Genomic DNA, 25987 nt, shown 5'->3' on the forward strand with positions numbered 1-25987 from the left:
AGATTCGCCCTCCTCATTTTCAAATCCGCCAGCGGGCCTTCGGGCTGTCGCTGGCGTCGTCGTTTTTCTGGAGTTCCACATGCTTGTGCCCATTCTTCTGTTGTCTGCCGCCGGTTTTACGGTGCTGACCACAGAGTTCATCATCGTCGGCCTGTTGCCGGCGCTCGCTCGGGACCTGGACGTCAGCATTCCCCAAGCGGGTTTACTGGTGACCTTGTTCGCCTTCACCGTGGCCGCATTCGGCCCGTTCCTGACCGCGTATTTCGCAAGGTTCGAGCGGCGCAAGCTGTTCATCTCGGTGCTGATCATGTTCGGGCTGGCCAACACCCTCGCGGCGTTTGCGCCGAATATCTGGGTAATGGCTGCCGCCCGGTTGATCCCGGCGTTGGGGTTGCCGGTGTTCTGGGCCCTGGCCAGTGAGACCGCGGTGGACATAGTCGGGCCGGATCATGCGGGACGGGCCATTTCCAAGATCGGCTTTGGCATTGTCTGCGCGATGGTGTTCGGTATTCCGGTGGGTACGCTGATTTCCGATGCGTTCGGCTGGCGCAGCGCCTTTGGCATTCTGGCGGTGATCGCGTTTGCCAAGGCCTTGCTGCTGTATATCTACTTGCCGAGAACCCTCCTGCATCAGAATCAGGTGAGCTTTGGTTCACAGTTCAAAATCCTGCGCAGCCCGTTGATGATCGGTCATGTGCTGCTGTCGATCCTGGTGTTTACCGGCATGTTCACCGCTTATACCTACCTGGCGGACATTCTTGAACGCCTGGCCGGTTTCAACGGCACGCTGGTGGGTTGGTGCCTGATGGGCTTCGGTGCGGTGGGGTTGATCGGCAACTGGTGGGGCGGCCGCGCGGTGGATCGTCATCCGCTGATCGCGTCGATGATGTTCTGCGCGTTCCTGATTGCCGGCCTGATTGCGCTGGTGCCGAACATTCAGTCGCCGCTCGGTCTGGCAGCGGCGATGGGCATTTGGGGAATTACTCAGGCTGCGCTGTTCCTGGTCAGCCATGTGCGTTTGATGAAGGCTGCGCCTGAGGCGCCGGCCTTTGCTGCGTCGCTGAACATCGCCGGGGCCAACCTGGGGATCGGTTTGGGCGCCATGGTTGGCGGTCGAGTGATCAACGCCGTTGGCCTGGGCGGCCTGGGTTTCGCGGCGGCTGCGTTTATCCTTGCTTCGATCCTGCTGGCCATGGCGCTGATGACCATGAAGCCGCGCGAAATCTGCGCCTGAGGCTTCACAGTTCGGTAAACAGCTCGCGTCGGGCACCTTCGGTAATCGCCACAATACCGGGGTGCTTGACCTTGCGTTCCACCGAAATGGCGTAGAACGACTCGGTGACCGTGTCGGTCTGGCCGATCAACTCCACGCCGTATTGGCGCTTCACCTCGTCGGCAATCACGCTCGGGCCGATAAAAATCCCGCTGCCGGATTGGCCGAAGGCCTGCATCAGCGCGCTGTCGTCGAACTCGCCAACGATACGCGGTTGAATCTGCTGCTCGGCAAACCAGCGTTGCAAGCGACCGCGCACCACGGTTTCCGGCCCGGGGATCAGCAAGGGTGCACCGTGCAGGCTGCGGGGGAAGTCCTGGCCGTACTGCGCCGCCAGTTCTGTGGTCCCGAAGAAGCTGATCCCGCATTCCCCGAGTTTCTGGCTGTAGCCCTTGATGTCCAGGTGCGATGGCATCGGGCTGTCGGAGATCACCAGGTCCAGGCGCTGGATCGCCAGGTCGGCGAGCAAGCGTTCCAGTTTGTCCTCGCGGCAGGTGATGCGCAGAGGCTCGCTCAACGCCATGGTTGGCGCAATCAGGCGATAGACGATGGATTTGGGCACCACGTCCGCCACGCCGACCCGAAACAGAATCTGTTGCTCGTTGGGCTGGGCGCGGAGCATCAGCTCCAGTTCGCCACCGAGCTGGAACATCTGCTCGGCATAGGGCAAGGTCTGGCGCCCGGCCTCGGTGAGCTCCAGATTGCGACCGACGCGCCGAAACAATTCAATGCCATAAGTTTGTTCGAGCAAGGAAATCTGCCCACTGATGGTCTGCGGCGTCAGGTTCAACTGCTCGCAGGCGCGCACGATGCTGCCGGTCTTGGCCACTACCCAGAAGTAATGCAGCTGTCGATAATTGAGCATATTGCCAACATCCCCTGTAGGAGCTGCCGCAGGCTGCGATCTTTTGATCTTGCTCTTAAAGACAAAAGCAAAAGATCGCAGCCTGCGGCAGCTCCTACGTAAAAGCGATTTATGCGAGATTGTTCTGGGTTCGTATAAATCGAAGTATAACCGCTAAAAATACGAATTTTCCTGAAGTGTTTGTCTCCTTAGAATGCCTCGCTATCGACAGGGCGCCTTTTCGCGCCTGTCCGTTCTATCGAGGAAACCCCATGAAACTTACCGCCACGGTGCTGTTGATCACGTCTTTACTGGTATTGGCCGGTTGCGACCAGGCCGAAAAGAGCGCCCAGCAATTGATGGGCAAGGCCGCCGAAACCGCCAAACAGGCCATCGACGACACGCATAAGGCCGCCGAACAGGCGATCAGCGATGCCTCCGGCGGCCTGATTGGCAAGAAAGAACAACCGGAAAAAGAGTCGGAAAAAACCGAATCCTCCTCCCAGGACATCTAAACCGTCTTAAACGAGTCAGGACTGACCCATGGAATACCTTTTAGAACTTGCTGCAAGCCCCACCGCCTGGGTTGCCCTGGCCACGTTGATCGTTATGGAAATCGTGCTCGGCATCGATAACCTGATCTTTATTTCGATCCTGACCAACAAGCTGCCGATGCAGCACCGCCAGAAAGCGCGGCGTATCGGTATCGGCATGGCGCTGATCCTGCGACTGGCGCTGTTGAGCACCATCGCCTTCATCGTGCAGTTGACTGAGCCGGTGATCGATATCCTTGGCCAGGTGTTCTCCTGGAAGGACATCATCCTGATTGCCGGTGGCCTGTTCCTGTTGTGGAAGGCGACCACCGAGATCCATCACAGCATGGACCCGGCGCTGGAAGATCCGAAGTCGGCCACCTCCGGGGTGAGCCTGGGCTTTGCGGCAGCGATTGGTCAGATCCTGATGCTGGACATGGTGTTCTCCATCGACAGCATCATTACTGCTGTCGGCATGACCGAGCATTTGCCGATCATGATTATCGCGGTGGTGGTGTCGGTGCTGGTAATGTTGTTGGCCGCTGACCCGCTGGCCAAGTTCATCAACGACAACCCGACCGTGGTGATGCTGGCTCTGGGCTTCCTGATCATGATCGGCATGACGCTGATCGCCGAAGGCTTCGGCGCCCATGTACCGAAAGGCTACGTCTACGCCGCCATGGCATTCTCGGCAACGATCGAGGGGTTGAACATGATGTCCCGGCGGGCAAAGCACAAGCGACTGACTGCTGAAGCTTAACCGGCGCTAAAGGAAACGGCCGCCTGCGCTCGAAAGAGCCCAGGCGGCCGTTTTTGTCTGGTGCGCTGAAAAGCGTGAGTCAGTGGGCGGTGGCGTTGCGCGCCGCCGGTTGATCGGCTTTCGCCACGGATACCGACTGCACAGGGTGCTGGTGCCGGCGAGCGATACGCAGGATTCCCCACAACATGGCGGCGGCTACGGCCAGCCAGCCACAAATCAGCATCAAGATTGTCATTGTCAGGCTCATCGGTGCCTCCTCTTTGCCCTGCATCGGGCACACACGCTTTGCAAATGACAGTCTAGTCGCTGCCATGTTTCAGGCTATTGACCAAAGGTCGCCTGTCACCAACCCGTTCGCTCTATCGAATGCAAACGACTACCGCTTAAGGCTATACCGCTGCGGCGCGGCATCCTATGATCAACAGCCAAGCCGGGAGTGCGGTTGCCTGGCGTCTGAACAAGAGAGTGATGATGGTGCGGGTATTTTCTCGAATTCGAGCTGCGGTACTGGTGATGGGCTGTATGGCCGGGCTGGCGGGTTGCGCCGGCAGCGTAGCGCCTGAGGTCAAGCGTCTGCCGGAACGAGTGGAACTCAGCGGTACGTTCTACCGGGGCAAAGCCAATGAAAGCGGGCCCCAGGTGCTGGCCAGCATCCTGTCCCAGCAGGGCGTAGTGATCACGCCGGGGTTGCTCGAAAAGCCTCTGCATTTGCCGGGTGCCGAGGCGCAGTTGCAGCAGAACATGCAGAATCTGGCCCGCGAGTACGGCATGGTGGTCTATCCCGTCGACAGCAATCTGCCGGCGCTATTGACCCAGGTCGCGGCCGGTTATCCGGTGATGGTGCGTTTCACCGAAGGCTCGGCGTTCTGGGCCGAGCCGCGATACGCCATCCTGGCCGGGTACAACCGTCATAAGCAGACGGTGTTGTTGCGTTCCGGGATGAACCGCCGGTTGCTGATGAGCTTCAGTTCATTTGAGTCGTCCTTCAAGGACGCTGGCGGCTGGGCGGTGTTGATCCAGAAGCCAAACCAGATTCCGGCCAAGGTCGATGAGCAGCGCTGGCTCAAGGCGGCAAGCGATTTGGGGCAGGCCGGTCAGGAGCAGGCGGCTGCACGCGCGGCCAAGGCGTTGAGGGCTCAGTAGTCCTGTTCGTCATGTAGCTCCGTTCGTCACCTCCAGGGCACCGTCGTGTGCCCTTGGCCTCTTATGGATAAGACCCGGATGTTTTGCGGGTCAGCCCCAGGGAGGCGTCTATGGCACAGCCCACTTTCCCAAGCGGCCCTCACTCATCCGAGCACTCGTCCGGCCATGAGTTGGGCTTCGATCCCGATTCGCCGGACCTCGCCGATCCTCAGGTCGATCCTGTCGGACCTGCCAGGGCGCCGAAGGATGTAGAGCCGGGCGAGGACGATAAGAAACCAGCGAAGCCTTACGACCCGCTCGCCGATCTCAAACCCTGACGTACAGTGAGGTGTTTATGTCTACCGATTCGAGTTTTGACGACAAACGTCCGGACAGCGTCCCGACGACTCCCGAAGACGATTTGGACCCGGTGATGGATCCGGACAGCCCGTTGAGGGATCCCATGGCTCGCCCAATGGTTGTATCGACGGAGCATCCCCATGGCCACAGAGACCCGAGTGCCGGGGATGGCATTCCGGATGACGACCAGATGCCGTTGCCTAACGATTAACCCAGGACGAAAAAAAGCCCCGAATGTTCGGGGCTTTGTTTTGGCTGTCGCGGATTACTTTGAAGCTTCAACCACACCGCTTTGACGGTGTTTCAGGTTCTTCGCCGCTTTGTACTGCAAGGCCACCGACGGCGCGTTATTGCTCTTGCCGGTTTCAACCCAGCTGCGGATCCGCGTGGCGTCGGCAAAGTGCGTGTACTTGCCGAACGCATCGAGGATTACCAGGGCAACCGGGCGATTGGCCATGGTGGTGACCAGTACCAGGCAGTGGCCGGCATCGTTGGTAAAGCCGGTCTTGGTGATTTTGATATCCCAGTTGGCCTTGTTCACCAAATGATCGGTGTTATGAAAACCCAGGGTGTAGTTGGGTTTTCGGAACGAAACAGTGGTTTCCTTGGTCGTGGTCAGTTCGGTCAGCAATGGGTACTTGTGCGCGGCGATCAGCAATTTGCTCAGGTCGCGAGCGGTCGAGACGTTACGCGGGGAAAGCCCGGTCGGTTCGACAAAGTGGGTGCTGCTCATGCCCAGCGCCTTGGCCTTGGCATTCATTGCCGCAATAAACGCGACGTAACCGCCCGGGTAGTGGTGGGCCAGGGTAGCGGCGGCACGGTTTTCCGACGACATCAGGGCGATCAGCAGCATTTTCTTGCGTGGCAGCTCACTGTTGAGCTTGACCCGGAGAACACACCTTTCATTTCCGGTGTGTGGCTGATATCGACGTTGATGTATTCCTCCATGTTCTGGTGGGCTTCAACCACCACCAGGCCGGTCATCAGCTTGCTGACCGAGGCGATCGGTACAACCACGTCCGGGTTGCTGGAATAAATGACTTTGTTGGTCTGCAAATCCATCAGCAAAGCGCTGCCGGAAGCGATCTTCAATTGTGAGGCGTCTCGGGGTGCTGCGGTGGTTTCCGCAGCATTGGCCATTGGCGTGATAACAGTCCCTGTAAATGCAAAAAATAGGCTCAGGATAGAAAGACGGATTTTCACGCGGGCGAACTCATAAGGGTGGATATGCCGTTTTTGTAACGGGCTATTTCTTAAAAAGCGACGCATTTTAGGAGTATGTGCCAGGAAAACGATAGGCGCCTGTAAACAAAGGCCAGAAAGTGAAAGATATTTAATGTTGTACCCATTTTGTACCAATCTGGCTTTCCAGCTTCCCGACTTCTGACCAGTCGGTAGTGGAGCTCAGCCAGCGAGCGACAGTCGACAAAAGCACCTGGACACTGTGCCCAAGCTGCCCGGCAATGAACGCGGGGCTCATGCCCGCCATCAGACACATCGTAGCGCACGTGTGACGGCGGTTATATTGCCTGCGGGGCTTTATTCTCAAGGCTTCCAAGGCCTTGGTGAAGTGGCTGCCGGGTGTTGACGACGAAAGGATGAACACTGATCCGCCAGATGGCGCAAACAATAGGGCGACTCCTTGCGCTTGCGAGGGGGCTGCGGCCGCCTTGATCCCCTTTGGCGTCTGGCTGTTTTGAGTTGTTCAAGGATGCGCACGGTGATGCTTTATAGCGCTCTGTGAAACATCACCTGTAGCTAACCAATGAGAGGTTGCTACATGCGATTAATATTCGAACAGTTGTTGCTGCAGGTAATCACGGACTTATTGGTGGGAATGCTCTACCAGCTCGTAGAGTGGTGTAACGCCTACCCGTGGTGGTCACTACTCACGTGAGCTATGCGGCAAGACGCTGGTAAAGCTCGATGATGTCAGCAGCGTTTGCCCGGACCAAAGCCTCCGCTTCGTCCGGACAGACGCTGCTGCCGATCAGCCGGACTTGGTCCGTTTGGTCGCTCGGGTTGGACCCGGTAGGGCAGTCGCGCCGCCCGAAGTCTTCGATGAGCACGGTAATCCGGTCGAGCCGCGGCGCGCCAGTGATGACCAGCTTCGTTACGGTCGAGCGCTCAATCTTCAGTGGATCAATGATTTCGTTTTCCTTGGGCATGGGAAGAGCCTTGGCCGGCGATCGGCTACAGTAATTAGGTCATCGAGAAGGAGATCGGACATGCAATGCTTAATTTGCCAAGCTGCCTCTAAAACTGCACACATCACTGGAAGCTGGTCCGAGGTCAAATGCTCGGCTGGGTGTGGACACTTTAGGGTCTCAGCGAACCTGGTTGCGAAGATGAAGTTCAAGAACGAATTCTTTGACATTGAAAGAGCAAGGCAATGGCTCGAGATGGCTCGGCGCGAGAGGCTCGTGCCGTTGATATCGACCTATGACTACAACGTTGCTTTATTGCATCGTGTCACTAAAGACCGATCTGACCGCTTGTCGGGTCGTTCTGGTAAACCAATAACTTCGGAATAGATGGATTTCTTATTTCACTCCGCCGGAGCGCTAGCTACATCGCCGCGATGCTCTGTCTCCCGCGCCTTGCGGGCTTTGCCTATGCCGTTATTGACTAGGTATTCGGCAATCAGCGCTTGTGCCTGCCGAAGAGCCGGATCAAGGAGAACTCGATGCTTTATCGTGGTGAGTGCAAGACAACGCATGATGCTAATAATGGGAAACTTCTCCCCCGGAATACGCATGGAGAAAAAGAGGTTGTGGCCCTCTACGATGGTCGCATCCGCGCTGACGGTCGTTTCACATACGGCCCAACAGAGTCCAACAGAGTCGCGGCGCACCAGATCGAAACAGGGTTGTATGGTGGCTGCTCCGTTTCCACGACACGCTCCTACGATGAGGCTAAGCGATTCGCCTTGTATGGCGATGACCAGGGTGTTGTTTATTGGATTGACGACGATAAATTTGAATCGCATGGCGTTGTAGCGATAGAACCAGAAGATCCTGAGCTCCCGAGTGAACAGGAAGTGACAATTCGTGCTGCCGATGGTGGCGAAATTTCAGCAGCACTTATCGTCCGTATTGATTCTGTTGAGCGAACCTGACCCAACTGCCTATAGCTGGTGTTGATTTCGGAACTGGTTAGGCGCGGCCCTCCGTGACCGTATGTGACAGGGGGGAACTTCTTTCCTCAATGCCGTCTACATTTCAGTGGGGTATTCCCCCTTTCTGAGAGTATGGATATGTTCAAGTCTCGCTCGTTTATTGCTGCGTTTACTTGCTTCGCCTTGGTAGCTGGCACCGCTACAGCGTTGGCTGATCCTGGGAACGGGAACGGCCAGGGAAACGGAAAGGGGGGCTGAAGACGTCCAAGGCCATGGCAATCAAGGTGGCCACGGCAAAGGAAAAAAATCAGGTGGCGGTGATTGGGATCACGGTCCAAGCGTCGATCAAGGAATGGTCATAGGGGTACTTGGTGGGCACCGAGATTACTGGCGCCCGGGGCCTGCATTGCCGCCGGGAATTCAGAAAAATCTGGCGCGAGGAAAACCTCTTCCGCCGGGCATCGCCAAAAAATTGGATGGTCGACTTCTGGGACGACTGCCTCACTACGACGGGTATGAGTGGCAGCAGGCGGGAACAGATTTGATTCTGGTGGCTATCACGAGCGGGATCATCTACGAAGTTCTAAATGGCGCTTTGGATTAGCATGGTTTTGCACCGCCCACTCTGACATTGCACCGCCCACTCTGACATTGCATCGTCGTTTTGACCATTTCGTTGGGGGTAAAAGCAATACGTTCGCACTCACTTTATATGTGGCGCATTGGCGCTTCCGCTTGTCGCTCGTCTTTGAACCGGATGTAACTAACTGTGTCGGAGAAGACGCACAAACCAATCCTTGTGGAAGCCATCATGCGTTTTAAAAAGAAAAACCTAATTGCCGTTATGTCATGCGTAACGATGCTTGCTGCTGCGCCATTACTGCCTGCTGAGCTGTCCATCATGGCTTCCGCCTATGCCAAAGATGGGAGTGGTCACGGCGGTGGCGGTGGCGCTGGTAGCCACGGCGGCGGTGTTGGCGGTACCGGGCATAGTGGAGATAGTGCCGGTCACTCAGCTAGCTCCACTAGTAAAGGCCGCGCCGAAGGCCAGGAAACCGATCACGACGGCAAGGCCGTTCGAGATCATGGTCTGAGTGGTAATCACATTGGGCGCGGCCACAAAACTGACCGTGGTCGCGGGGTAGCTACTTCGGGTGTAGCGAACTCTAAAACAACCCGAGGGCTGTCAAAGGCCACGGCGATCTCGGCCACAACGCCAGGAGATCACAATGACAAGGGATTGAGTAAGTCCAGCACCTCGACCTTCAAATAAACGCGGTTCACTACTCGCCAGGCCACTGTGTTCAGTTGAAAATTTGGTCTGACGGGTCACCCGGATCTCGCTTCAGCTCTGCCAAACGCTCTTCTCGAAACATCCGCGCCACGTTTTCGCTAATTACGATTTCGTGGTGCGCCTTAAGCGCTTTCCGTGCACCTTCAGTACCGAGCGAATGCACGTACCGCAGGCAACTTTCTATCTCTGAGGCTTCGGGCCTGGCCCTTGTCTGCTGCGCCACCTCCATGGCAGGCCTTCGAAGATCATTGTCTTTGGCTGCTCATGGCAGGACTGAAGCTGGGCTCTTTCGATTCTGGCGCCTGGTGCTAGATTGCAGGCCTTTCCACAGGAGTGCCTTTCATGAAGTTTGTCGTAGGAGCGTCGGCTCTGGCATTGCTTTCTGGCTGCACAGACAGCGGCCCGATAAAGGTTGGTCCTGACACCTACACGATTTCAACATGCATTCCTTTGTTTCATCCGGCGTGCGGCCGATAACAAAAAGCCCCGCTAAATAGCGGGGCTCTGTTTGTACGCCAAACCAGTGAAATCAGCTGTGCAGGGTTTCGGCTGCGTACAGGGTGTTTTCCAACAGGCAGGCACGGGTCATCGGGCCGACGCCACCCGGTACCGGGGTAATCCAGCCGGCGCGGGGCAGGGCGGTTTCGTAGATCACGTCACCGACCAGTTTGCCGTCTTCCTGACGGTTGATGCCGACGTCGATCACGATCGCGCCTTCCTTGATCCACTCACCCTTGACCAGGCCCGGCTTGCCGGCAGCAACCACGACCAGATCGGCGCGGCCGACGTGGCCTGCCAGATCCTTGGTGAAGCGGTGGGTGACGGTGACGGTGCAGCCCGCCAGCAGCAGTTCCATCGCCATCGGACGGCCAACAATGTTGGAGGCGCCGACAATCACTGCGTCCATCCCGTAAAGATCCACGCCGGTGCTTTCCAGCAGGGCCATGATGCCTTTAGGGGTGCAGGGGCGCAGCAGTGGAATGCGTTGGGCCAGGCGACCGACGTTATAAGGGTGGAAGCCGTCGACGTCTTTATCCGGACGAATGCGTTCCAGCAATTTGGACGCGTCCAGGTGGGCAGGTAAAGGAAGCTGAAGCAGAACGCCGTCAATTGCCGGGTCGTCGTTCAGACGATCGATCAAATCGGTCAGTGCTTCTTGAGTGGTTTCAGAAGGCAGGTCGTAAGCCTGGGAAAGGAAGCCGACCTCTTCACAGTCTTTACGCTTGTGCGAGACATAAACCTGAGAGGCAGGATCGCTGCCGACCAGGATCACCGCGAGGCCGGGGGTGCGCAGGCCTTGCTGGCGACGCTCGGCAACTCGTTTGGCGATCTGCTGGCGCAGGCTGGCGGCGATCGATTTGCCGTCGATTAGTTGTGCAGTCATTGCGCGTGGTTAACCATCGAGAGGGGAAAAAAAGAGAGCGCATTCTCGCATGTCAGAAGGTGAGGGCAAAGGCGCTTGGTCTGCAAATTCCCCTAACCCCTTTAATTAAATGAATTTTTTTCAAAAAGGATTTGACGGCCTTTGGGGCGCTCTATACTATTCGTCGCACTTGTCGGGCACAGCCTAGCACTGGATGAGAAGGTCGAGCGGGATTACGGTTCTGCAAGACTGGAAAGCACTTAGTTTGTAGTCCTCCAAGAGTACAGATTAATAAGGCGCCCGTAGCTCAGCTGGATAGAGCATCCGCCTTCTAAGCGGATGGTCGCAGGTTCGAGTCCTGCCGGGTGCGCCATTAGGCAGCTTTGGCACAAGTAGCGCAATATGGTGGGCGTAGCTCAGTTGGTAGAGCACGGGATTGTGACTCCCGTTGTCGAGGGTTCGATCCCCTTCGTCCACCCCATATTTCGAAAGGCGCCAGATTAACAGTCTGGCGCCTTTGCTTTAACAGCTTCAAACCGCGGATGTGGTGGAATTGGTAGACACACTGGATTTAGGTTCCAGCGCCGCAAGGTGTAAGAGTTCGAGTCTCTTCATCCGCACCAAATAAAGCTTCACTCAGGCCGGTTGGCTTGGCTGGGGCGCAGCAAGGAAGTTGTTTGGCTTCTTTGTAAGGCAATATGGTGGGCGTAGCTCAGTTGGTAGAGCACGGGATTGTGACTCCCGTTGTCGAGGGTTCGATCCCCTTCGTCCACCCCATATTTCGAGAGGCGCCAGATTTAACAGTCTGGCGCCTTTTTTGTTTTAGTGGTTCGAGTGTTCAGCGGCTGCAGGTTCTGGGTCGCAGGGGCGAGGTGTTTCGTCGTATTCAAATTTCTCGATGATGCCGCGCCACCCGCCGGCCTTGCTCGCAAGATCGGCTGTCAGGGCGATAATTGGCAACTTCTTCTCTATATAGAAGGGTTGGTGCAGAGCCCTGGTTTCATTGCCTGTATTTGCTAACAGGGCGAGGCACAACCGTTTGTCCCTCGCCTATAAATTGCCTGCTGCTTTTTTACCCGTTTTCAGTAGGGTGACTTCTTGAGTTTGACCCACTAGAATGCATGCCCTTGATTCTGGGGTCGGAAACGGCCGGCTAACGTCTGTGCAACGAGGAATATCCATGCAAGTTTCTGTTGAAAATACTTCTGCTCTTGAGCGCCGCATGAGCATCACCGTGCCGGCTGAGCGCATCGAGACTCAGGTCAACAAGCGTCTGCAGCAGACCGCGCAAAAGGCCAAGATTGCTGGCTTCCGTCCAGGCAAGGTGCCAATGAGTGAAATCAAGCGTCGCTTTGGCGCTGATGCACGTCAGGAAGCCGTAGGCGATGTGATCCAGTCCTCCTTCTACGAAGCTGTTGTTGAGCAGAAGCTGAACCCGGCTGGCGCTCCTTCGATCGAGCCTAAGTCGATCGAAGCGGGCAAGGATCTGGAATACGTCGCGATTTTCGAAGTGTTCCCGGAGTTTACTGTAGCCGGTTTCGACGGCATCGCCGTTGAGCGCCTGAGCGCTGACGTGGCTGACGCCGATCTGGACAAAATGCTGGACGTGCTGCGCAAGCAGAACACCCGTTTTGAAGTGGCCGATCGCGCTGCTCAGAGCGATGACCAACTGAACATCGATTTCGTTGGCAAGGTTGACGGTGAAGTGTTCGCTGGCGGTTCCGCCAAAGGCACTCAGCTGGTTATCGGTTCCGGCCGCATGATCCCGGGTTTCGAAGACGGTCTGGTTGGTGCTAAAGCCGGCGAAGAACGCGTTCTGAACCTGACCTTCCCGGAGGACTACCAGAACCTCGACCTGGCTGGCAAAACCGCTGAGTTCACCGTTACCGTGAACACCGTTTCCGAGCCAAAACTGCCAGAGCTGAACGAAGAATTCTTCGCTCAATTCGGCATCAAGGAAACCGGCCTGGAAGGCTTCCGCACCGAAGTTCGCAAGAACATGGAGCGCGAACTGCGTCAGGCGATCAAATCCAAGGTCAAGAATCAGGTAATGGACGGTCTGCTGGCCACCAACCCGATCGAAGTGCCTAAGGCTCTGCTGTCCAACGAAGTTGACCGTCTGCGCGTGCAGGCTGTTCAACAGTTCGGTGGCAACATCAAGCCTGATCAACTGCCGGCCGAGCTGTTCGAAGAGCAAGCCAAGCGCCGCGTTGTACTGGGTCTGATCGTGGCTGAAGTGGTCAAGCAATTCGACCTCAAGCCTGACGAAGTCCGCGTTCGCGAAATGATTCAGGAAATGGCTTCGGCCTACCAGGAGCCTGAGCAGGTTGTGTCCTGGTACTACAAGAACGACCAGCAACTGAACGAAGTCCGTTCGGTTGTGCTGGAAGAACAAGTTGTGGATACTGTTCTGCAGAAGGCTAACGTGACCGACAAATCGGTCTCTTACGAAGAAGCAGTCAAGCCGGCAGAAGCTCCACAAGCCGACTGATCGCTTTTTGCGGTAAGAAGTAATCACCATAAGCCAGCCTTCGTGCTGGCTTATGTGTATTCAAGACATAACTATTTGGGAGTGACTGCAGAGCATGTTCCGTAATTCGTATATTCAGCAGAACTCTGATATCCAGGCCGCAGGCGGCCTGGTCCCGATGGTTGTCGAGCAGTCTGCTCGTGGCGAGCGCGCCTACGACATCTATTCGCGCCTGCTCAAGGAGCGAGTGATCTTTCTGGTTGGCCCGGTAGAGGACTACATGGCCAACCTGATTTGTGCGCAACTGCTGTTCCTTGAAGCGGAAAACCCGGACAAGGACATCCATCTCTATATCAACTCCCCGGGCGGTTCGGTGACGGCGGGCATGTCGATCTACGACACCATGCAGTTCATCAAGCCAAACGTGTCGACCACCTGTATTGGTCAGGCGTGCAGCATGGGCGCGTTCCTGCTGACGGCCGGTGCCCCCGGCAAGCGTTTCTGCCTGCCGAACTCGCGTGTGATGATTCACCAGCCATTGGGCGGCTTCCAGGGCCAGGCCTCGGATATCGAAATCCATGCCAAGGAAATCCTCTTCATTCGTGAGCGTCTCAACACGCTGATGGCCAAGCATAGCGGGCACACTCTTGAAGAAATCGAGCGCGACACCAACCGCGATAACTTCATGAGTGCAGAAGCCGCGCGTGACTATGGGTTGATCGATGAAGTGATCAGCCAGCGCCCCGCTTAAAATAAGCAGCTCAAAATAGGCTTGGTCGGCTGCTCCGATCACTTGCGGGCTTGAAAAAGCCCGCAATAGCCTTCATCTTGTGTTGCAAGCCTATCGGATTTGGATCGAACGAATGACTGACACCCGCAACGGCGAGGACAACGGCAAGCTGCTCTATTGCTCCTTCTGTGGCAAAAGCCAGCATGAAGTGCGTAAGTTGATTGCCGGCCCCTCGGTCTTTATTTGCGACGAGTGCGTCGACCTGTGCAACGACATCATCCGTGAGGAGGTGCAGGAAGCCCAGGCCGAGAGCAGCGCGCATAAATTGCCTTCGCCTAAAGAAATCAGCGGCATCCTTGATCAGTACGTGATTGGTCAGGAGCGTGCGAAGAAGGTTCTGGCCGTAGCGGTGTACAACCACTACAAGCGCCTCAACCAGCGTGACAAAAAGAATGACGACGTCGAACTCGGCAAAAGCAACATCTTGCTGATCGGCCCGACAGGCTCGGGTAAAACCCTGCTTGCCGAAACACTGGCTCGTTTGCTGAACGTTCCGTTCACCATCGCCGACGCAACCACCCTCACCGAGGCGGGTTATGTAGGTGAAGATGTCGAGAACATTATTCAGAAGCTGCTGCAGAAGTGTGATTACGACGTAGAAAAAGCCCAGATGGGCATTGTCTACATCGATGAGATCGACAAGATCTCGCGCAAGTCTGACAACCCGTCGATCACCCGGGACGTTTCCGGTGAAGGCGTGCAGCAGGCCTTGCTCAAGTTGATCGAAGGCACGGTCGCTTCCGTTCCGCCACAAGGTGGTCGCAAGCATCCGCAGCAGGAATTCCTGCAGGTCGATACCCGTAACATCCTGTTCATCTGCGGTGGTGCGTTCTCCGGTTTGGAGAAAGTCATTCAAAACCGTTCCACCAAGGGTGGCATCGGTTTCAACGCAGAAGTGCGCAGCAAGGAAGAAGGCAAGAAGGTCGGTGAATCCCTGCGTGAAGTCGAGCCTGACGATCTGGTCAAGTTTGGTCTGATCCCGGAGTTCGTCGGTCGTCTGCCGGTACTTGCCACGCTGGACGAGCTTGATGAAGCTGCTTTGATGCAGATCCTCACCGAGCCGAAAAATGCTCTGACCAAGCAATACGCCAAGCTGTTCGAGATGGAAGGCGTGGACCTGGAATTCCGGGCCGACGCACTGAAATCGGTCGCCAAACGTGCCCTGGAACGCAAAACCGGTGCCCGTGGACTGCGCTCGATTCTCGAAGGTGTATTGCTCGACACTATGTATGAAATCCCCTCGCAGTCCGAGGTGAGTAAAGTAGTGATCGATGAAAGCGTTATCGAAGGCAAATCCAAGCCACTGTATATCTACGAAAACAGTGAGCCGACTGCCAAGGCCGCGCCAGACGCTTAAGCGTCACGCTGCTGGAATAAAGAAGGGGCCTTCGGGCCCCTTTTCTTTTGTAGGAGTTGCCGAAGGCTGCGATCTTTTAAGCGGTTTTTTAATCCGCTTGTTTTTTTCAAGATCAGCCCCCATCTTGGTTTCAAGCTTACTTCCATCTGTTTACGGCCTTATGGCCGCCGTAGAGGCGAAATCATGAAGACAACCATCGAATTGCCTCTCCTGCCATTGCGTGATGTTGTGGTTTATCCGCACATGGTTATCCCGCTGTTCGTGGGGCGCGAGAAATCCATCGAAGCCCTCGAGGCTGCGATGACGGGCGACAAGCAGATCCTTCTGCTGGCTCAGAGAAACCCTGCTGACGACGATCCCGGTGAAGAAGCACTTTATCGCGTAGGTACCATCGCAACCGTTCTGCAACTGCTCAAGCTGCCTGACGGCACCGTCAAGGTCCTGGTCGAAGGCGAGCAGCGGGGCGCCGTAGAGCGCTTCAGCGAAGTGGACGGTCACTGCCGTGCCGAAGTCGCGCTGATTGACGAAGTCGACGCGCCGGAACGTGAATCGGAAGTGTTCGTTCGCAGCCTGCTGGCTCAGTTCGAACAATATGTACAGTTGGGCAAGAAAGTCCCGGCTGAAGTCCTGTCCTCGCTCAACAGCATCGACGAGCCAGGCCGCCTGGTCGACACCATGGCCGCACACATGGCCCTGAAGATCGAGCAGAAGCAGGAAATCCTCGAAATTATCGATTTGTCGGCCCGGGTCGAGCACGTTCTGGCGTTGCTGGATGCCGAGATCGATCTGCTGCAGGTCGAAAAACGCATTCGCGGTCGTGTCAAAAAACAAATGGAGCGCAGTCAGCGCGAGTACTACCTGAATGAGCAGATGAAGGCCATTCAGAAAGAGCTCGGCGACAGCGAGGAAGGCCACAACGAAATCGAAGAGCTGAAAAAGCGCATCGATGCCGCCGGCCTGCCCAAAGATGCCTTGGCCAAGGCCCAGGGTGAACTGAACAAGCTGAAACAAATGTCGCCAATGTCTGCGGAAGCGACAGTGGTGCGTTCGTACATCGACTGGCTGGTTCAGGTGCCGTGGAAGGCTCAGAGCAAGGTGCGTCTGGACCTTGCCCGTGCAGAAGACATTCTCGACGCCGACCACTACGGTCTGGACGAAGTCAAAGAACGCATCCTCGAATACCTCGCCGTGCAAAAGCGTGTGAAGAAGATTCGTGGTCCGGTGTTGTGCCTGGTCGGTCCTCCAGGGGTTGGTAAAACCTCCCTGGCGGAGTCGATTGCTCACGCTACCAACCGTAAATTTGTCCGTATGGCCCTCGGTGGTGTGCGCGATGAGGCGGAAATTCGTGGTCATCGCCGTACTTACATCGGTTCGATGCCAGGAAGATTGATTCAAAAGATGACAAAGGTGGGGGTTCGCAACCCGCTGTTCCTGCTCGATGAAATCGACAAAATGGGCAGCGACATGCGAGGTGACCCGGCGTCGGCGTTGCTGGAAGTGCTCGACCCCGAGCAGAACCACAATTTCAACGATCACTATCTGGAAGTCGACTACGACCTGTCCGATGTGATGTTCCTTTGCACCGCCAACTCCATGAACATTCCACCGGCGCTGCTGGACCGGATGGAAGTGATTCGTCTGCCGGGCTACACCGAAGACGAAAAGATCAACATCGCCGTCAAATACCTCTCGCCGAAGCAGATTGCGGCCAACGGCTTGAAGAAAGGCGAGCTGGAATTCGAAGCCGAAGCGATCCGCGACATCATCCGTTATTACACCCGCGAAGCCGGTGTGCGGGGGCTTGAGCGCCAGATTGCCAAGGTTTGCCGCAAGACGGTCAAAGAGCACGCACTGGAAAAACGCTTCTCGGTGAAGGTCACTGCCGAGATGCTCGAACACTTCCTGGGTGTGCGCAAATTCCGCTATGGCCTGGCTGAATCCCAGGATCAGATCGGTCAGGTGACCGGCCTGGCATGGACTCAGGTGGGTGGCGAATTGCTGACCATCGAAGCTGCCGTCGTGCCGGGCAAAGGCCAGTTGATCAAGACCGGTTCACTGGGTGATGTGATGGTCGAATCGATCACCGCAGCCCTGACCGTTGTCCGCAGCCGTGCGAAGAGCCTGGGGATCCCCCTGGACTTCCACGAGAAGCGCGACACGCACATCCATATGCCGGAAGGGGCGACCCCGAAGGACGGCCCTAGCGCTGGCGTAGGCATGTGCACGGCCCTGGTGTCGGCATTGACCGGGATTCCTGTCCGCGCAGACGTCGCCATGACCGGCGAAATCACCTTGCGTGGCCAGGTGTTGGCGATCGGCGGCTTGAAAGAAAAACTGCTCGCTGCACACCGTGGCGGAATCAAGACGGTGATCATTCCTGAAGAGAACGTACGCGATCTGAAGGAAATTCCTGACAATATCAAGCAAGATCTACAGATTAAACCGGTTAAATGGATTGACGAGGTCCTGCAAATTGCGCTGCAATACGCGCCGGAGCCCTTACCGGATGTGGCTCCTGAGATAGTTGCAAAGGATGAAAAACGCGAGTCTGACTCTAAGGAAAGAATTAGCACGCATTAGTACGCATTTGCCTGGGGGGCTTCCTTGACAGCTTTTTAGAGCCCTTGTTATAAAGCGGCTCTTAAGTGTCTGTAGGCCATTCAGCACTCGTTTTTGCTTTCACCAAAAAACTTAGAATCATACTCAAATAGATATAAGGGGACTTAGAGTGAACAAGTCGGAACTGATTGATGCTATCGCTGCATCCGCTGATATCCCGAAAGCTGCTGCTGGCCGTGCGCTGGACGCAGTAATCGAATCCGTCACTGGCGCTCTCAAGGCTGGCGACTCTGTTGTTCTGGTTGGTTTCGGTACTTTCTCCGTCACGGATCGTCCAGCTCGCATTGGTCGTAACCCGCAGACCGGTAAGACGCTGGAAATCGCAGCAGCCAAAAAACCAGGTTTCAAAGCCGGTAAAGCACTGAAAGAAGCTGTCAACTAAGTTCGATTCAGGTTTTTGCCTATCCGGGTCGGGGTCATGCCTGACCTGGCAGCGGAGCGGTAGTCCAGTCAGCACATCGCCGATCTGAGACACCGAGGGTCGCATGTTCGAACCCTCGGTCCGCTCCGTCAGTTACGAGAAGGCGCATCCTCGGATGCGCCTTTCTTCTATCCGGATTCTACCCACGCTCCACGGTTGCCTAATTTTTGAAGTTCAACCGTTTCTGGGGGACGCATGCTGCAGAATATCAGGGACAATTCACAAGGCTGGATTGCCAAGACCATTATCGGGGTCATCGTTGCACTGATGGCTTTGACCGGTTTCGACGCCATTTTCAAGGCCACGACGCACAGCAATGATGCGGCCAAGGTCAACGGCGAAGAGATCAGCCAGAACGAGCTGAGCCAGGCTGTCGACATGCAACGCCGTCAGCTGATGCAACAGCTGGGCAAGGATTTCGACGCTTCCTTGCTCGACGAAAAAATGCTGCGCGAATCGGCCCTCAAAGGCCTGATCGATCGCAAACTGCTGCTGCAAGGCGCAGAAAAATCGAAATTCGCTTTCTCCGAAGCCGCTTTGGACCAAGTGATCCTACTGACGCCTGAATTCCAGGTCGACGGCAAGTTCAGTTCTGAGCGTTTCGACCAGGTGATCCGTCAACTGGGTTACAGCCGTATGCAATTCCGCCAGATGCTGGCTCAGGAAATGCTGATCGGTCAGTTGCGCGCTGGCCTGGCGGGTAGTGGGTTTGTCACCGACGCGCAGGTCCTGGCCTTCGCCCGCCTGGAAAAACAGACTCGTGATTTCGCTTCCTTGAACATCAAGGTTGACCCGGCAGCTGTGAAGCTGACCGACGATGAGGTCAAGGCTTATTACGACGAGCACGCCAAGGAATTCATGACACCGGATCAGGTTGTCATCGATTACCTGGAGTTGAAGAAGGCTTCCTTCTTCGACGAAATCAGCGTTAAAGACGAAGACCTGCAAGCGGCCTATCAGAAAGAAACCGCCAACCTGGCCGAGCAACGCCGGGCTGCGCATATTCTGATCGAAGTGAACGACAAGGTCACCGAGGCGCAAGCCAAGGCCAAGATCGAAGAAGTTCAGGCGCGTCTGGCCAAAGGCGAGAAGTTCGAGGCTCTGGCCAAGGAGTTCTCCCAGGATCCGGGTTCGGCGAACAGCGGTGGTGACCTCGGTTACGCCGGTCCTGGTGTCTACGATCCAGCGTTCGAAAAAGCCCTGTATTCGTTGGCCAAGGATCAAGTGTCCGAGCCAATTCGTACCGACTTTGGTTTCCACCTGATCAAGCTGCTGGGTGTTGAAGCGCCGGAAGTTCCGACGTTTGCCAGCCTCAAGGACAAGCTGACCCGCGAGCTGAAAACCCAGCAGGTCGAGCAGCGTTTCGTAGAGGCGACCAAGCAACTGGAAGACTCCGCGTTCGAAGCTTCTGATCTGGCTCAGCCGGCACAGGACTTGAAACTGACTGTTCACACTTCCGCGCCGTTCGGCCGTGAAGGTGGCGAAGGTGTTGCGGCCAACCGTGCCGTGGTCACTGCTGCGTTCAGTCCGGAAGTACTGGATGAAGGTGCCAACAGCACCGCCATCGAGCTGGATCCGGAAACCGTGATCGTGCTGCGTGCCAAAGAGCACTTGAAGCCTTCGCAGTTGCCGCTGGAAAGCGTGACTGCCAGCATCCGCACGCAATTGGCCAAGGAGCACGCCAGTGCTGCCGCCAAGACCAAGGCTGATGGGCTGATCGCCAGCCTGCGCGATGGCAAGACACCGCTGGACAAGGCGATCGACGGCCAGAACTGGAAAGTCACCGCAGCAGCTACTCGTGCACAGGAAGGGGTTGACCCAACCGTGCTGCAAGCGCTGTTCCGTATGCCTAAGCCAGCCGCCAAGGACAAGCCGACGTTCAGCAGCGTGACCCTGGCCGATGGTAGCTTGGTGATCGTGCGTCTTAATGGCGTGAATGAAGCCGCAGCACCGACCGATGAAGAGAAGGCTCAATACCGTCGCTTCCTCGCTTCGCGCATTGGCCAGCAAGACTTTGCGGCCTACCGCAAACAGTTGGAAAGCGAAGCGGACGTCAAGCGTTACTGATGGCTGACTGAGTTTTGCGCTAGACAAGAACCCCGGCTGAAAGGCCGGGTTTTTTTGGAGAGAAAAAGCAAAAGATCGCAGCCTTCGGCAGCGCCCACAGGCGCGTAGGAGCTGCCGAAGGCTGCGATCTTTTGATCTTTGCTCTGTCCATCGGGAATCTGTCGCTCCCGTGCGACTTTTCCTGCATATAACGGTCAACACACCTGTAACCGTTTTAAGACACTAATCGATGCGCACCTAAGCATCGTTCTGTTGCACAATACGCCCCGGACCGTTTCCCCTCAGGATGTTCAATGTTTAAGTCAATTCCCATGCGTGTCGTCGGGCTGGCGCTGGTGCTAGTCGCTGCTGCCGGTTGTTCGTCGAAAAAAGCCGCCATCTATGAGCATGAGAACTTCGACGATTCCGGAACGTTTTCACGCAACTACCCGGTGAGCGATGCACAGACCTGCGAAGCCGCCCGTCGCGCCTTGCTCAGCCAGGGCTATATCATCACCAGCAGCGATCCGAAACTGGTCAGCGGGCACAAGAGCTTCCAGCAGACTGGCGAGACCCACATGGAGATCAGCTTCAGTGTGGTCTGTGCCGATGACGGCACCGAGGGGCACCACGCGACCATGTTCGCCAACGCCTTGCAGGACCGCTACGCGCTGAAGAAGACCAATAATTCTGCAAGTCTCGGTGTAGGCGTGTTGGGCTCGGTGTCGATGCCGATCGGCTCGTCTGATGATTCGATGGTCAAGGTCGCCAGCGAAACCGTGTCCTCGGCCAAGTTCTACGAGCGTTTCTTTACCTTGGTGGAGTTGTTCCTGCCGCCGGAAGCGAAGAAAGCGGCGCACATCGTCGAGAAGCCTAAAACCGACCTGGGCGTACCCGAAGCCAAAGCGGCACCCGCAGCACTGGTGCCAACACCAACCGCCGCACCTGCCGCAGTACCTGTAGTGGTTCCGGTTGCCGCGCCCGCCGCTGTTGAGGTTGCTCCTGCCGCTTCGGAGCCAGTCGCACCGCCGCCGGAAGCTGCGCCAATCACCCCGGCTCAAACGCCTGAGCCAGCCCCAGGCACCGAGACCATTACCCCGCCGGTGCACCCGGACAGCATGCCGGCGCCAAGCGAGCCAATCCCGGCCATGCCGTCCTCCGGCCAGTAAGCGACCCAGGCGTTGCGGGAGCGTGTGCCCCGTAACCGCCATCAAGATTGACCCATGTCAAACCAGGCCGTTGTCCTACGGACTGTATCGAAAAAATCCTCTGATAAATTCCTGACCACCTGCTACGTTTTATCAAGTAGCGGTTGAGTGTGGTGCCGGCGTCATTTTTCTTTCACGCGGGCACTTTATGCTCAAGGCGCTGGTCATTTGATCAGGCATTTTTCAAGAGCGATAGGGGACACCACGATGGACGATTATCAAGAAGAGTTGCTCGAGTATCAGGCGTTTGAACTGGATCCGCTGGAACCGGCCGAAGACGCTACCGAGCTGTAAGGCTTTACGCGGATTGGCGATGACTGCGGCGAAATTCGCCGGGTGTCTGGCCGTTCCAGCGTTTGAAGGCCCGTTGAAAGGCTTCGGCTGAGGCAAAGCCGAGTAGATAAGCGATCTCTCCGAACGCCAGTTCGGTATCGCGGATGTAGGTCATGGCCAGGTCGCGGCGCGTGTCGTTGAGAATTGCACGAAACTGCGTGCCTTCCTCGGCGAGTTTGCGACGCAAGGTCCAGGTAGGCAGCTTCAGGCGTGCCGCCACTTCTTCCAGGTCGGGTTCCCGGCCACCGTTGAGCAACGGACCCAGTAACTGAGTGATGCGTTCACGCAGGCTACGGGTGCGTGTCAGTTGCTCCAGTTCCCGTTCACATAATTGCAGCAGGTGCCGCCAGGTGCTCGGGCAATGTTGCGGGTTGCGCTGGGCGAGGCTGGCCAGGCTCAGGCGCAATTGATTGAGTTCGGCGCCGAACTGGATCGGGCAATCAAACACGTTGTAGGCTTCTCTATACTGCGGCTCTTCGAATTCGATCTCGATGCGTTCGGCCCGCAGCGGGGCAGGGCTCACGCTGGACAATTGCTGCAACCAGCCGGCGACGATCGAGTCCACCACGAAGCGGTTGTAGGCGTTGTAAGGGCTGATGGAATAGAACCGAAGCCAGGCGCCCCGGGCGTCTTCGTGAAAACTCGACTGGCCGCGATAGTTGGAGCCGTACAAGGCTTCGAAGCGAATCAGGCAGCGCGCCGCTTCCCGCACTGTCGGCGCCTGGGCCGCGGTGACACCGGCCAGGCCCGCCTGACTCAAGCGACTGAACTGACCCATGCGCAAGCCCAGTGCCGGGTCGCCGGTCAGTTGAATAGCCCCGTAGCCCAGGCGCATGTAGCGCGGGATCGAGAGCCTGGCGCCTGCTTCGCTCAGGCGGGCGGCGTCGAGGCCGTACTGGTCGAGCAAGGGCTCAGGATCGGTACCGTGGCTGCGCACAGCGTCGGCCAGGCTGTGAACAAAGCCCACTGACAGATCCCCGAGGCGCATTGGCAGCGGTTTCATTGTTTACAACCAGAGGTTCAACAGGCGCGCGCCACGGACATTGCTGTCGGCAGAGTGCTGGCCGTTGGCGCTAAGAAAGCTCTGGCCGGCGCTGCCCTTGTCCCAGAATTGCCCGCGCAGGAACACGCTGATGCCGGCGATGGCCTGGCTGCTGGGTGGCTGGGCAATCAGTGTCAGGCGATGCCAGGCCTGGCCTTCGCTCAGTTCGCCAGCCTTGAGGCTGACTGAACCTGGCGTCGACAAGCCCTTGTAACCGCGCCACGGTTTGTCCCAGGTGCCGTGCCCGACGACGAACGCCGGGACCGCCACCAGTTGCGCACCCTGTTCGTCGAGTTTGCGGTAGTTGTCCGGGTACCAACTGTCGCTGCCGATCAAGATGCCCAGGCGTCCAGCCGGGGTGTCGACAACATTGACTGTGTGATCGGTGTTGGCGGCGAGGGTGTCCTGCTCATCGAAGATCGGGTGCATTTGCCGCTGCGGCTGACCAATCGGCAAACCGTCGCGACCGAACACCACGCTGCTGTTGAACAGTGCGCCGTGACCGATTTTCAGGGTGCCGTCGATAACGCTGGGCTCAGGCAGCACGATGGAGCCGGCCACCAGCGTCACATGGAATTCTTTCGCCAACCCACCGAACAGCGCCTGGTAATCCTTGGCCATGCTTTTGGCTTTCATGCGCAGGTGAGCGTCATCGAGACGGCTGGCGCCCTTGGCACTGATCAGGGCACGGACAAACTGCAGCGGATTGCTCGCTGCCAGCCAGTTCATGGCTTCCTGAAGGGTGCTGGCCTGGTACAGCTCGTCCTTCTCGCCGCTGACCATCAGCCAGGTGCCCACATGTTCCGGCAGCACGACGATGGTTTTTTCATTCAGCAGGCCCTGGTCCCGGGCTTTTTGCAGATAGGCCGCGAGCTTGCGGTGCAAGCGCTCGGGGCTCTGGTAATCAGTGGGGAACAGCTCGGGCTGGATGCCCAGCAGGTTGCCGCGATCTGCCGGCATCCCTTGATCGACCGCCAGATTGATCCGTAGGTCCGACAGGTAATGACCCACCGGGCGGTCCGCGGCCCACATGGCGTAGGTCGTGAGGGCGGCGATCAACGCCATGGAAAATGTCAGGTACAGAAGTTTACGCATGGGAAAGCAGTCAACGGCCGTGTGCGGGACATGGCTTTTCATTTGGATTTGGATCGAGGATAAAGGGAATCAACGGGTTAGTGGGCAATTTTCTGATTTCTATAGTTTATTTTTCGCTTGCGGCTGAATATCCGTGTCGCAAAACAGAATGAGTGAAATGAGCCATAACCTGAAAGCCGGTAGCTGCCAGCTCAAGTGTGGACCGGCAAAAATCTGCGCGGCGTCATTGAAGCGGGCATAGCGAGTTTGCCGCCATCACTGAGGAATGACTGTTGCTCGACATCGGCAACATGGATCAACAAGTTGCCGGCTGACAATTCAGGTGCTTGCATATTGCGTCAAAAGTGGCCAGTCGAAACCCCTTTGCCTTGCCTTGTTTCAATCGCAAGAGGTTTGCACCGGTGGCGATGCTGCTCTGTTTGAGCAGCTAAGACGTGACAGAACACCGGCCAAGTGGCTTGAACGTCAACCGCCGATGAACGGCAACGCCAAGTACAACTTGATCACGATGACATTGATGATGTCGATGAAGAACGCCCCCACCATAGGCACCACCAGAAAGGCCATTTGCGAAGGCCCGTAGCGTTGGGTCACCGCTTGCATGTTGGCGATGGCGGTGGGCGTGGCACCCAGTCCAAACCCGCAGTGCCCTGCCGCCAGTACCGCTGCATCGTAGTTACTGCCCATGACCCTGAACGTTATGAAAATGGCAAACAGCGCCATGACCAGCGTTTGCGCCGCCAGGATGATGAAGAACGGCAATGCCAGTGCGGCCAGGTCCCAGAGTTTGAGTGACATCAGGGCGATCGCCAGAAACAGCGACAAGCTGACGTTCCCCAACACCGAGACTTCACGCTCAAATACCTTATACAGGCCAAGTGCTGAAAGCCCATTGCGCAAAATCACAGCCACGAACAACACGCAAACGAACGTCGGCAGCTCTAATGCCGTGCCCTGTAGCAGGCCATTCAGGAGAGTGCCTGCTTGTAAGCTGACCGCGATCAGCGCGATGGTTTCAATCAGTGAAAAAGGTGTGATCGAGCGCTCTTTATTCGGCTGTTCAAAACCCTTTGGCAGAACCGGCACTTCTTGCACGAGGCCGGGTGTCTGGACACGTTTGATCAGCAGGCGAGCAACCGGGCCACCAATCAAGCCGCCCAGTACCAGGCCAAACGTTGCAGAGGCCATCGCCAGTTCGGAGGCGGACGCCAGACCGAATTTCTCGCTGAACATCGTTCCCCACGCAGCGCCAGTACCGTGGCCGCCCGACAACGTAATCGAGCCAGTAAGCAGACCCATCAGCGGATCGAGCCCCAACGCCTTCGCGAGCCCGATGCCCATGGCATTCTGGACGACCAGTAGCCCGGTGACCGCCAGTAGGAAAATCCCCACGACGCGTCCGCCTTTCCTCAGGCTGGCGAAGTCTGCACTCAAGCCAATGGTGGCAAAAAACGCCAGCATCAAGGGCGTTTGCAGTGATGTATCGAAGCGGACCTCAATATCAAAGATTCGCAAAGCCAGGAGCAGTAAGGCAACCACCAGGCCGCCGGCGACAGGTTCAGGGATGTTATAGGTGCGTAAGAATCCGACACGTGCGACCAGCCCGCGCCCCAGCAACAGCACTAAAGAGGCGGCCACAAGTGTTCCATAAAAATCGAGCTGAACCATCGGGATATTCCTGGGTATACATTCAGGGGCGGACTTTTTACCTGGACACGCCTCTTGAACAGGTTGATTCGTCTCAACCCTGATTGCTTTTGAGATTCAGGCGACCGTCAATGGCCTGCCAAACAGATCGAAACGTTTCTTGATATATGTTGCCGGGCGCGACTTTATCAATCTCCAAGTCTCATTACAAAGTTCATAGACGATCCAGACGCTGTGCAGTTGTGTCTAAAAGTGTATGCGGGGGGCACGAATGATTTTTATCTAAATCTGA

General features: G+C 56.8%; 24 protein-coding genes, 4 tRNA genes and 3 pseudogenes. 22 read left to right on the top strand and 9 right to left on the bottom strand.

Going from position 1 to position 25987, the window contains the following annotated elements; all coding sequences use genetic code 11:
• Positions 1–79: 79 nt before the first annotated feature.
• Complete coding sequence (locus JFV26_RS28565; protein WP_201197040.1) at positions 80–1234, top strand: MFS transporter; 1155 nt, start codon at positions 80–82, stop codon at positions 1232–1234.
• A gap of 4 nt (positions 1235–1238) precedes the next feature.
• Here the strand turns inward: JFV26_RS28565 and nhaR are convergent, their stop codons facing one another.
• A complete protein-coding gene (gene nhaR, locus JFV26_RS28570; protein WP_201197041.1) occupies positions 1239–2138 on the bottom strand; it encodes a transcriptional activator NhaR in 900 nt (299 codons plus the stop codon).
• Positions 2139–2389: 251 nt separating this feature from the next.
• Between nhaR and JFV26_RS28575 the strand changes: the two genes are divergently transcribed.
• Positions 2390–2632, top strand: a complete 243-nt coding sequence (locus JFV26_RS28575) for a hypothetical protein (RefSeq protein ID WP_201197042.1) — start codon at positions 2390–2392, stop codon at positions 2630–2632.
• A gap of 28 nt (positions 2633–2660) precedes the next feature.
• The gene (locus tag JFV26_RS28580; RefSeq protein WP_201197043.1) at positions 2661–3410 is read left to right on the top strand and encodes a TerC family protein; all 750 of its coding nucleotides are present in this window, start codon (positions 2661–2663) and stop codon (positions 3408–3410) included.
• A 79-nt stretch (positions 3411–3489) separates the two neighbouring features.
• Here the strand turns inward: JFV26_RS28580 and JFV26_RS28585 are convergent, their stop codons facing one another.
• On the bottom strand, positions 3490–3657 hold the full coding sequence (locus JFV26_RS28585) for a hypothetical protein (protein WP_201197044.1): 168 nt from the start codon (positions 3655–3657) through the stop codon (positions 3490–3492).
• A gap of 167 nt (positions 3658–3824) precedes the next feature.
• Between JFV26_RS28585 and JFV26_RS28590 the strand changes: the two genes are divergently transcribed.
• The 3 genes from JFV26_RS28590 to JFV26_RS28600 all read left to right on the top strand — a co-directional run bounded on the left by JFV26_RS28590 (position 3825) and on the right by JFV26_RS28600 (position 5103).
• Positions 3825–4553, top strand: coding sequence for a peptidase C39 family protein (locus JFV26_RS28590; RefSeq protein ID WP_201197045.1), 729 nt, complete (start codon positions 3825–3827; stop codon positions 4551–4553).
• 110 nt (positions 4554–4663) lie between these two features.
• On the top strand, positions 4664–4870 hold the full coding sequence (locus tag JFV26_RS28595) for a DUF6021 family protein (RefSeq protein WP_201197046.1): 207 nt from the start codon (positions 4664–4666) through the stop codon (positions 4868–4870).
• Between the two features lie 17 nt (positions 4871–4887).
• Positions 4888–5103: a hypothetical protein gene (locus JFV26_RS28600; protein WP_201197047.1), complete on the top strand. Its 216-nt coding sequence runs from the start codon at positions 4888–4890 to the stop codon at positions 5101–5103.
• Positions 5104–5157: 54 nt separating this feature from the next.
• Here JFV26_RS28600 and pbpG read toward each other — a convergent pair.
• Together pbpG and JFV26_RS28610 are read right to left on the bottom strand one after the other, a co-directional pair.
• A pseudogene (gene pbpG, locus JFV26_RS28605) lies at positions 5158–6161 on the bottom strand (D-alanyl-D-alanine endopeptidase).
• A gap of 629 nt (positions 6162–6790) precedes the next feature.
• A complete protein-coding gene (locus tag JFV26_RS28610) occupies positions 6791–7060 on the bottom strand; it encodes a hypothetical protein (RefSeq protein ID WP_201197260.1) in 270 nt (89 codons plus the stop codon).
• A 518-nt stretch (positions 7061–7578) separates the two neighbouring features.
• Between JFV26_RS28610 and JFV26_RS28615 the strand changes: the two genes are divergently transcribed.
• The 4 genes and pseudogenes from JFV26_RS28615 to JFV26_RS35065 all read left to right on the top strand — a co-directional run.
• The gene (locus JFV26_RS28615; protein ID WP_201197048.1) at positions 7579–8010 is read left to right on the top strand and encodes a hypothetical protein; all 432 of its coding nucleotides are present in this window, start codon (positions 7579–7581) and stop codon (positions 8008–8010) included.
• Positions 8011–8148: 138 nt separating this feature from the next.
• Positions 8149–8614, top strand: a pseudogene (locus tag JFV26_RS33860) (anti-virulence regulator CigR family protein).
• A gap of 207 nt (positions 8615–8821) precedes the next feature.
• The gene (locus JFV26_RS28620; protein WP_201197049.1) at positions 8822–9283 is read left to right on the top strand and encodes a hypothetical protein; all 462 of its coding nucleotides are present in this window, start codon (positions 8822–8824) and stop codon (positions 9281–9283) included.
• 214 nt (positions 9284–9497) lie between these two features.
• Positions 9498–9581, top strand: a pseudogene (locus JFV26_RS35065) (phage tail protein); the annotation flags it as partial.
• 252 nt (positions 9582–9833) lie between these two features.
• Here JFV26_RS35065 and folD read toward each other — a convergent pair.
• Positions 9834–10688 (bottom strand): bifunctional methylenetetrahydrofolate dehydrogenase/methenyltetrahydrofolate cyclohydrolase FolD, encoded by an 855-nt coding sequence (folD, locus tag JFV26_RS28625; RefSeq protein ID WP_201197050.1) that lies wholly within the window; start codon positions 10686–10688, stop codon positions 9834–9836.
• 275 nt (positions 10689–10963) lie between these two features.
• On the opposite strand from folD, the gene JFV26_RS28630 reads away from it, so the two are divergent.
• The 12 genes from JFV26_RS28630 to JFV26_RS34275 all read left to right on the top strand — a co-directional run bounded on the left by JFV26_RS28630 (position 10964) and on the right by JFV26_RS34275 (position 21872).
• Positions 10964–11040, top strand: a tRNA-Arg gene (locus JFV26_RS28630).
• 32 nt (positions 11041–11072) lie between these two features.
• Positions 11073–11148 (top strand) — tRNA-His (locus tag JFV26_RS28635).
• A gap of 57 nt (positions 11149–11205) precedes the next feature.
• Positions 11206–11290: transfer RNA gene (locus JFV26_RS28640), tRNA-Leu, on the top strand.
• 78 nt (positions 11291–11368) lie between these two features.
• Positions 11369–11444 (top strand) — tRNA-His (locus tag JFV26_RS28645).
• Between the two features lie 403 nt (positions 11445–11847).
• On the top strand, positions 11848–13158 hold the full coding sequence (gene tig, locus JFV26_RS28650) for a trigger factor (protein WP_201197051.1): 1311 nt from the start codon (positions 11848–11850) through the stop codon (positions 13156–13158).
• Between the two features lie 94 nt (positions 13159–13252).
• Positions 13253–13888 (top strand): ATP-dependent Clp endopeptidase proteolytic subunit ClpP, encoded by a 636-nt coding sequence (gene clpP / locus JFV26_RS28655; RefSeq protein ID WP_201197052.1) that lies wholly within the window; start codon positions 13253–13255, stop codon positions 13886–13888.
• Between the two features lie 112 nt (positions 13889–14000).
• On the top strand, positions 14001–15284 hold the full coding sequence (clpX, locus tag JFV26_RS28660) for an ATP-dependent Clp protease ATP-binding subunit ClpX (protein ID WP_007901798.1): 1284 nt from the start codon (positions 14001–14003) through the stop codon (positions 15282–15284).
• A gap of 183 nt (positions 15285–15467) precedes the next feature.
• Positions 15468–17864 carry an endopeptidase La gene (gene lon / locus JFV26_RS28665; protein WP_201197053.1) on the top strand — a complete coding sequence of 799 codons (2397 nt, stop codon included), beginning with the start codon at positions 15468–15470 and terminating at the stop codon, positions 17862–17864.
• A 148-nt stretch (positions 17865–18012) separates the two neighbouring features.
• Positions 18013–18285 (top strand): HU family DNA-binding protein, encoded by a 273-nt coding sequence (locus tag JFV26_RS28670; RefSeq protein ID WP_002552737.1) that lies wholly within the window; start codon positions 18013–18015, stop codon positions 18283–18285.
• Positions 18286–18519: 234 nt separating this feature from the next.
• Positions 18520–20391, top strand: coding sequence for a SurA N-terminal domain-containing protein (locus JFV26_RS28675; RefSeq protein ID WP_201197054.1), 1872 nt, complete (start codon positions 18520–18522; stop codon positions 20389–20391).
• A 293-nt stretch (positions 20392–20684) separates the two neighbouring features.
• Complete coding sequence (locus tag JFV26_RS28680) at positions 20685–21539, top strand: DUF2242 domain-containing protein (protein ID WP_201197055.1); 855 nt, start codon at positions 20685–20687, stop codon at positions 21537–21539.
• A gap of 207 nt (positions 21540–21746) precedes the next feature.
• The gene (locus tag JFV26_RS34275; RefSeq protein ID WP_274610390.1) at positions 21747–21872 is read left to right on the top strand and encodes a hypothetical protein; all 126 of its coding nucleotides are present in this window, start codon (positions 21747–21749) and stop codon (positions 21870–21872) included.
• 4 nt (positions 21873–21876) lie between these two features.
• Here JFV26_RS34275 and JFV26_RS28685 read toward each other — a convergent pair whose 3' ends face one another.
• The 4 genes from JFV26_RS28685 to gltS all read right to left on the bottom strand — a co-directional run bounded on the left by JFV26_RS28685 (position 21877) and on the right by gltS (position 25716).
• Entirely contained in the window at positions 21877–22914 is a 1038-nt protein-coding gene (locus tag JFV26_RS28685; protein ID WP_201197056.1) for an AraC family transcriptional regulator, read from the bottom strand.
• Between the two features lie 3 nt (positions 22915–22917).
• Positions 22918–24048, bottom strand: coding sequence for a carbon-nitrogen hydrolase family protein (locus tag JFV26_RS28690; protein ID WP_201197057.1), 1131 nt, complete (start codon positions 24046–24048; stop codon positions 22918–22920).
• 295 nt (positions 24049–24343) lie between these two features.
• Positions 24344–24436, bottom strand: coding sequence for a helix-turn-helix domain-containing protein (locus JFV26_RS35070; RefSeq protein WP_446739954.1), 93 nt, complete (start codon positions 24434–24436; stop codon positions 24344–24346).
• A gap of 77 nt (positions 24437–24513) precedes the next feature.
• The gene (gene gltS, locus JFV26_RS28700; protein WP_201197058.1) at positions 24514–25716 is read right to left on the bottom strand and encodes a sodium/glutamate symporter; all 1203 of its coding nucleotides are present in this window, start codon (positions 25714–25716) and stop codon (positions 24514–24516) included.
• Between the last annotated feature and the right edge of the window lie 271 nt (positions 25717–25987).

The sequence above is a fragment of the Pseudomonas sp. TH31 genome (genome assembly GCF_016650815.1).
GTDB lineage: Bacteria > Pseudomonadota > Gammaproteobacteria > Pseudomonadales > Pseudomonadaceae > Aquipseudomonas.

Bases quoted from the DNA above. Each gene is read 5' to 3' on its own strand.
- JFV26_RS28565 (WP_201197040.1), top strand. From the start codon at position 80: ATGCTTGTGCCCATTCTTCTGTTGTCTGCCGCCGGTTTTACGGTGCTG.
- nhaR (WP_201197041.1), bottom strand. From the start codon at position 2,138: ATGCTCAATTATCGACAGCTGCATTACTTCTGGGTAGTGGCCAAGACC.
- JFV26_RS28575 (WP_201197042.1), top strand. From the start codon at position 2,390: ATGAAACTTACCGCCACGGTGCTGTTGATCACGTCTTTACTGGTATTG.
- JFV26_RS28580 (WP_201197043.1), top strand. From the start codon at position 2,661: ATGGAATACCTTTTAGAACTTGCTGCAAGCCCCACCGCCTGGGTTGCC.
- JFV26_RS28585 (WP_201197044.1), bottom strand. From the start codon at position 3,657: ATGAGCCTGACAATGACAATCTTGATGCTGATTTGTGGCTGGCTGGCC.
- JFV26_RS28590 (WP_201197045.1), top strand. From the start codon at position 3,825: ATGATCAACAGCCAAGCCGGGAGTGCGGTTGCCTGGCGTCTGAACAAG.
- JFV26_RS28595 (WP_201197046.1), top strand. From the start codon at position 4,664: ATGGCACAGCCCACTTTCCCAAGCGGCCCTCACTCATCCGAGCACTCG.
- JFV26_RS28600 (WP_201197047.1), top strand. From the start codon at position 4,888: ATGTCTACCGATTCGAGTTTTGACGACAAACGTCCGGACAGCGTCCCG.
- JFV26_RS28610 (WP_201197260.1), bottom strand. From the start codon at position 7,060: ATGCCCAAGGAAAACGAAATCATTGATCCACTGAAGATTGAGCGCTCG.
- JFV26_RS28615 (WP_201197048.1), top strand. From the start codon at position 7,579: ATGCTTTATCGTGGTGAGTGCAAGACAACGCATGATGCTAATAATGGG.
- JFV26_RS28620 (WP_201197049.1), top strand. From the start codon at position 8,822: ATGCGTTTTAAAAAGAAAAACCTAATTGCCGTTATGTCATGCGTAACG.
- folD (WP_201197050.1), bottom strand. From the start codon at position 10,688: ATGACTGCACAACTAATCGACGGCAAATCGATCGCCGCCAGCCTGCGC.
- tig (WP_201197051.1), top strand. From the start codon at position 11,848: ATGCAAGTTTCTGTTGAAAATACTTCTGCTCTTGAGCGCCGCATGAGC.
- clpP (WP_201197052.1), top strand. From the start codon at position 13,253: ATGTTCCGTAATTCGTATATTCAGCAGAACTCTGATATCCAGGCCGCA.
- clpX (WP_007901798.1), top strand. From the start codon at position 14,001: ATGACTGACACCCGCAACGGCGAGGACAACGGCAAGCTGCTCTATTGC.
- lon (WP_201197053.1), top strand. From the start codon at position 15,468: ATGAAGACAACCATCGAATTGCCTCTCCTGCCATTGCGTGATGTTGTG.
- JFV26_RS28675 (WP_201197054.1), top strand. From the start codon at position 18,520: ATGCTGCAGAATATCAGGGACAATTCACAAGGCTGGATTGCCAAGACC.
- JFV26_RS28680 (WP_201197055.1), top strand. From the start codon at position 20,685: ATGTTTAAGTCAATTCCCATGCGTGTCGTCGGGCTGGCGCTGGTGCTA.
- JFV26_RS28685 (WP_201197056.1), bottom strand. From the start codon at position 22,914: ATGAAACCGCTGCCAATGCGCCTCGGGGATCTGTCAGTGGGCTTTGTT.
- JFV26_RS28690 (WP_201197057.1), bottom strand. From the start codon at position 24,048: ATGCGTAAACTTCTGTACCTGACATTTTCCATGGCGTTGATCGCCGCC.
- gltS (WP_201197058.1), bottom strand. From the start codon at position 25,716: ATGGTTCAGCTCGATTTTTATGGAACACTTGTGGCCGCCTCTTTAGTG.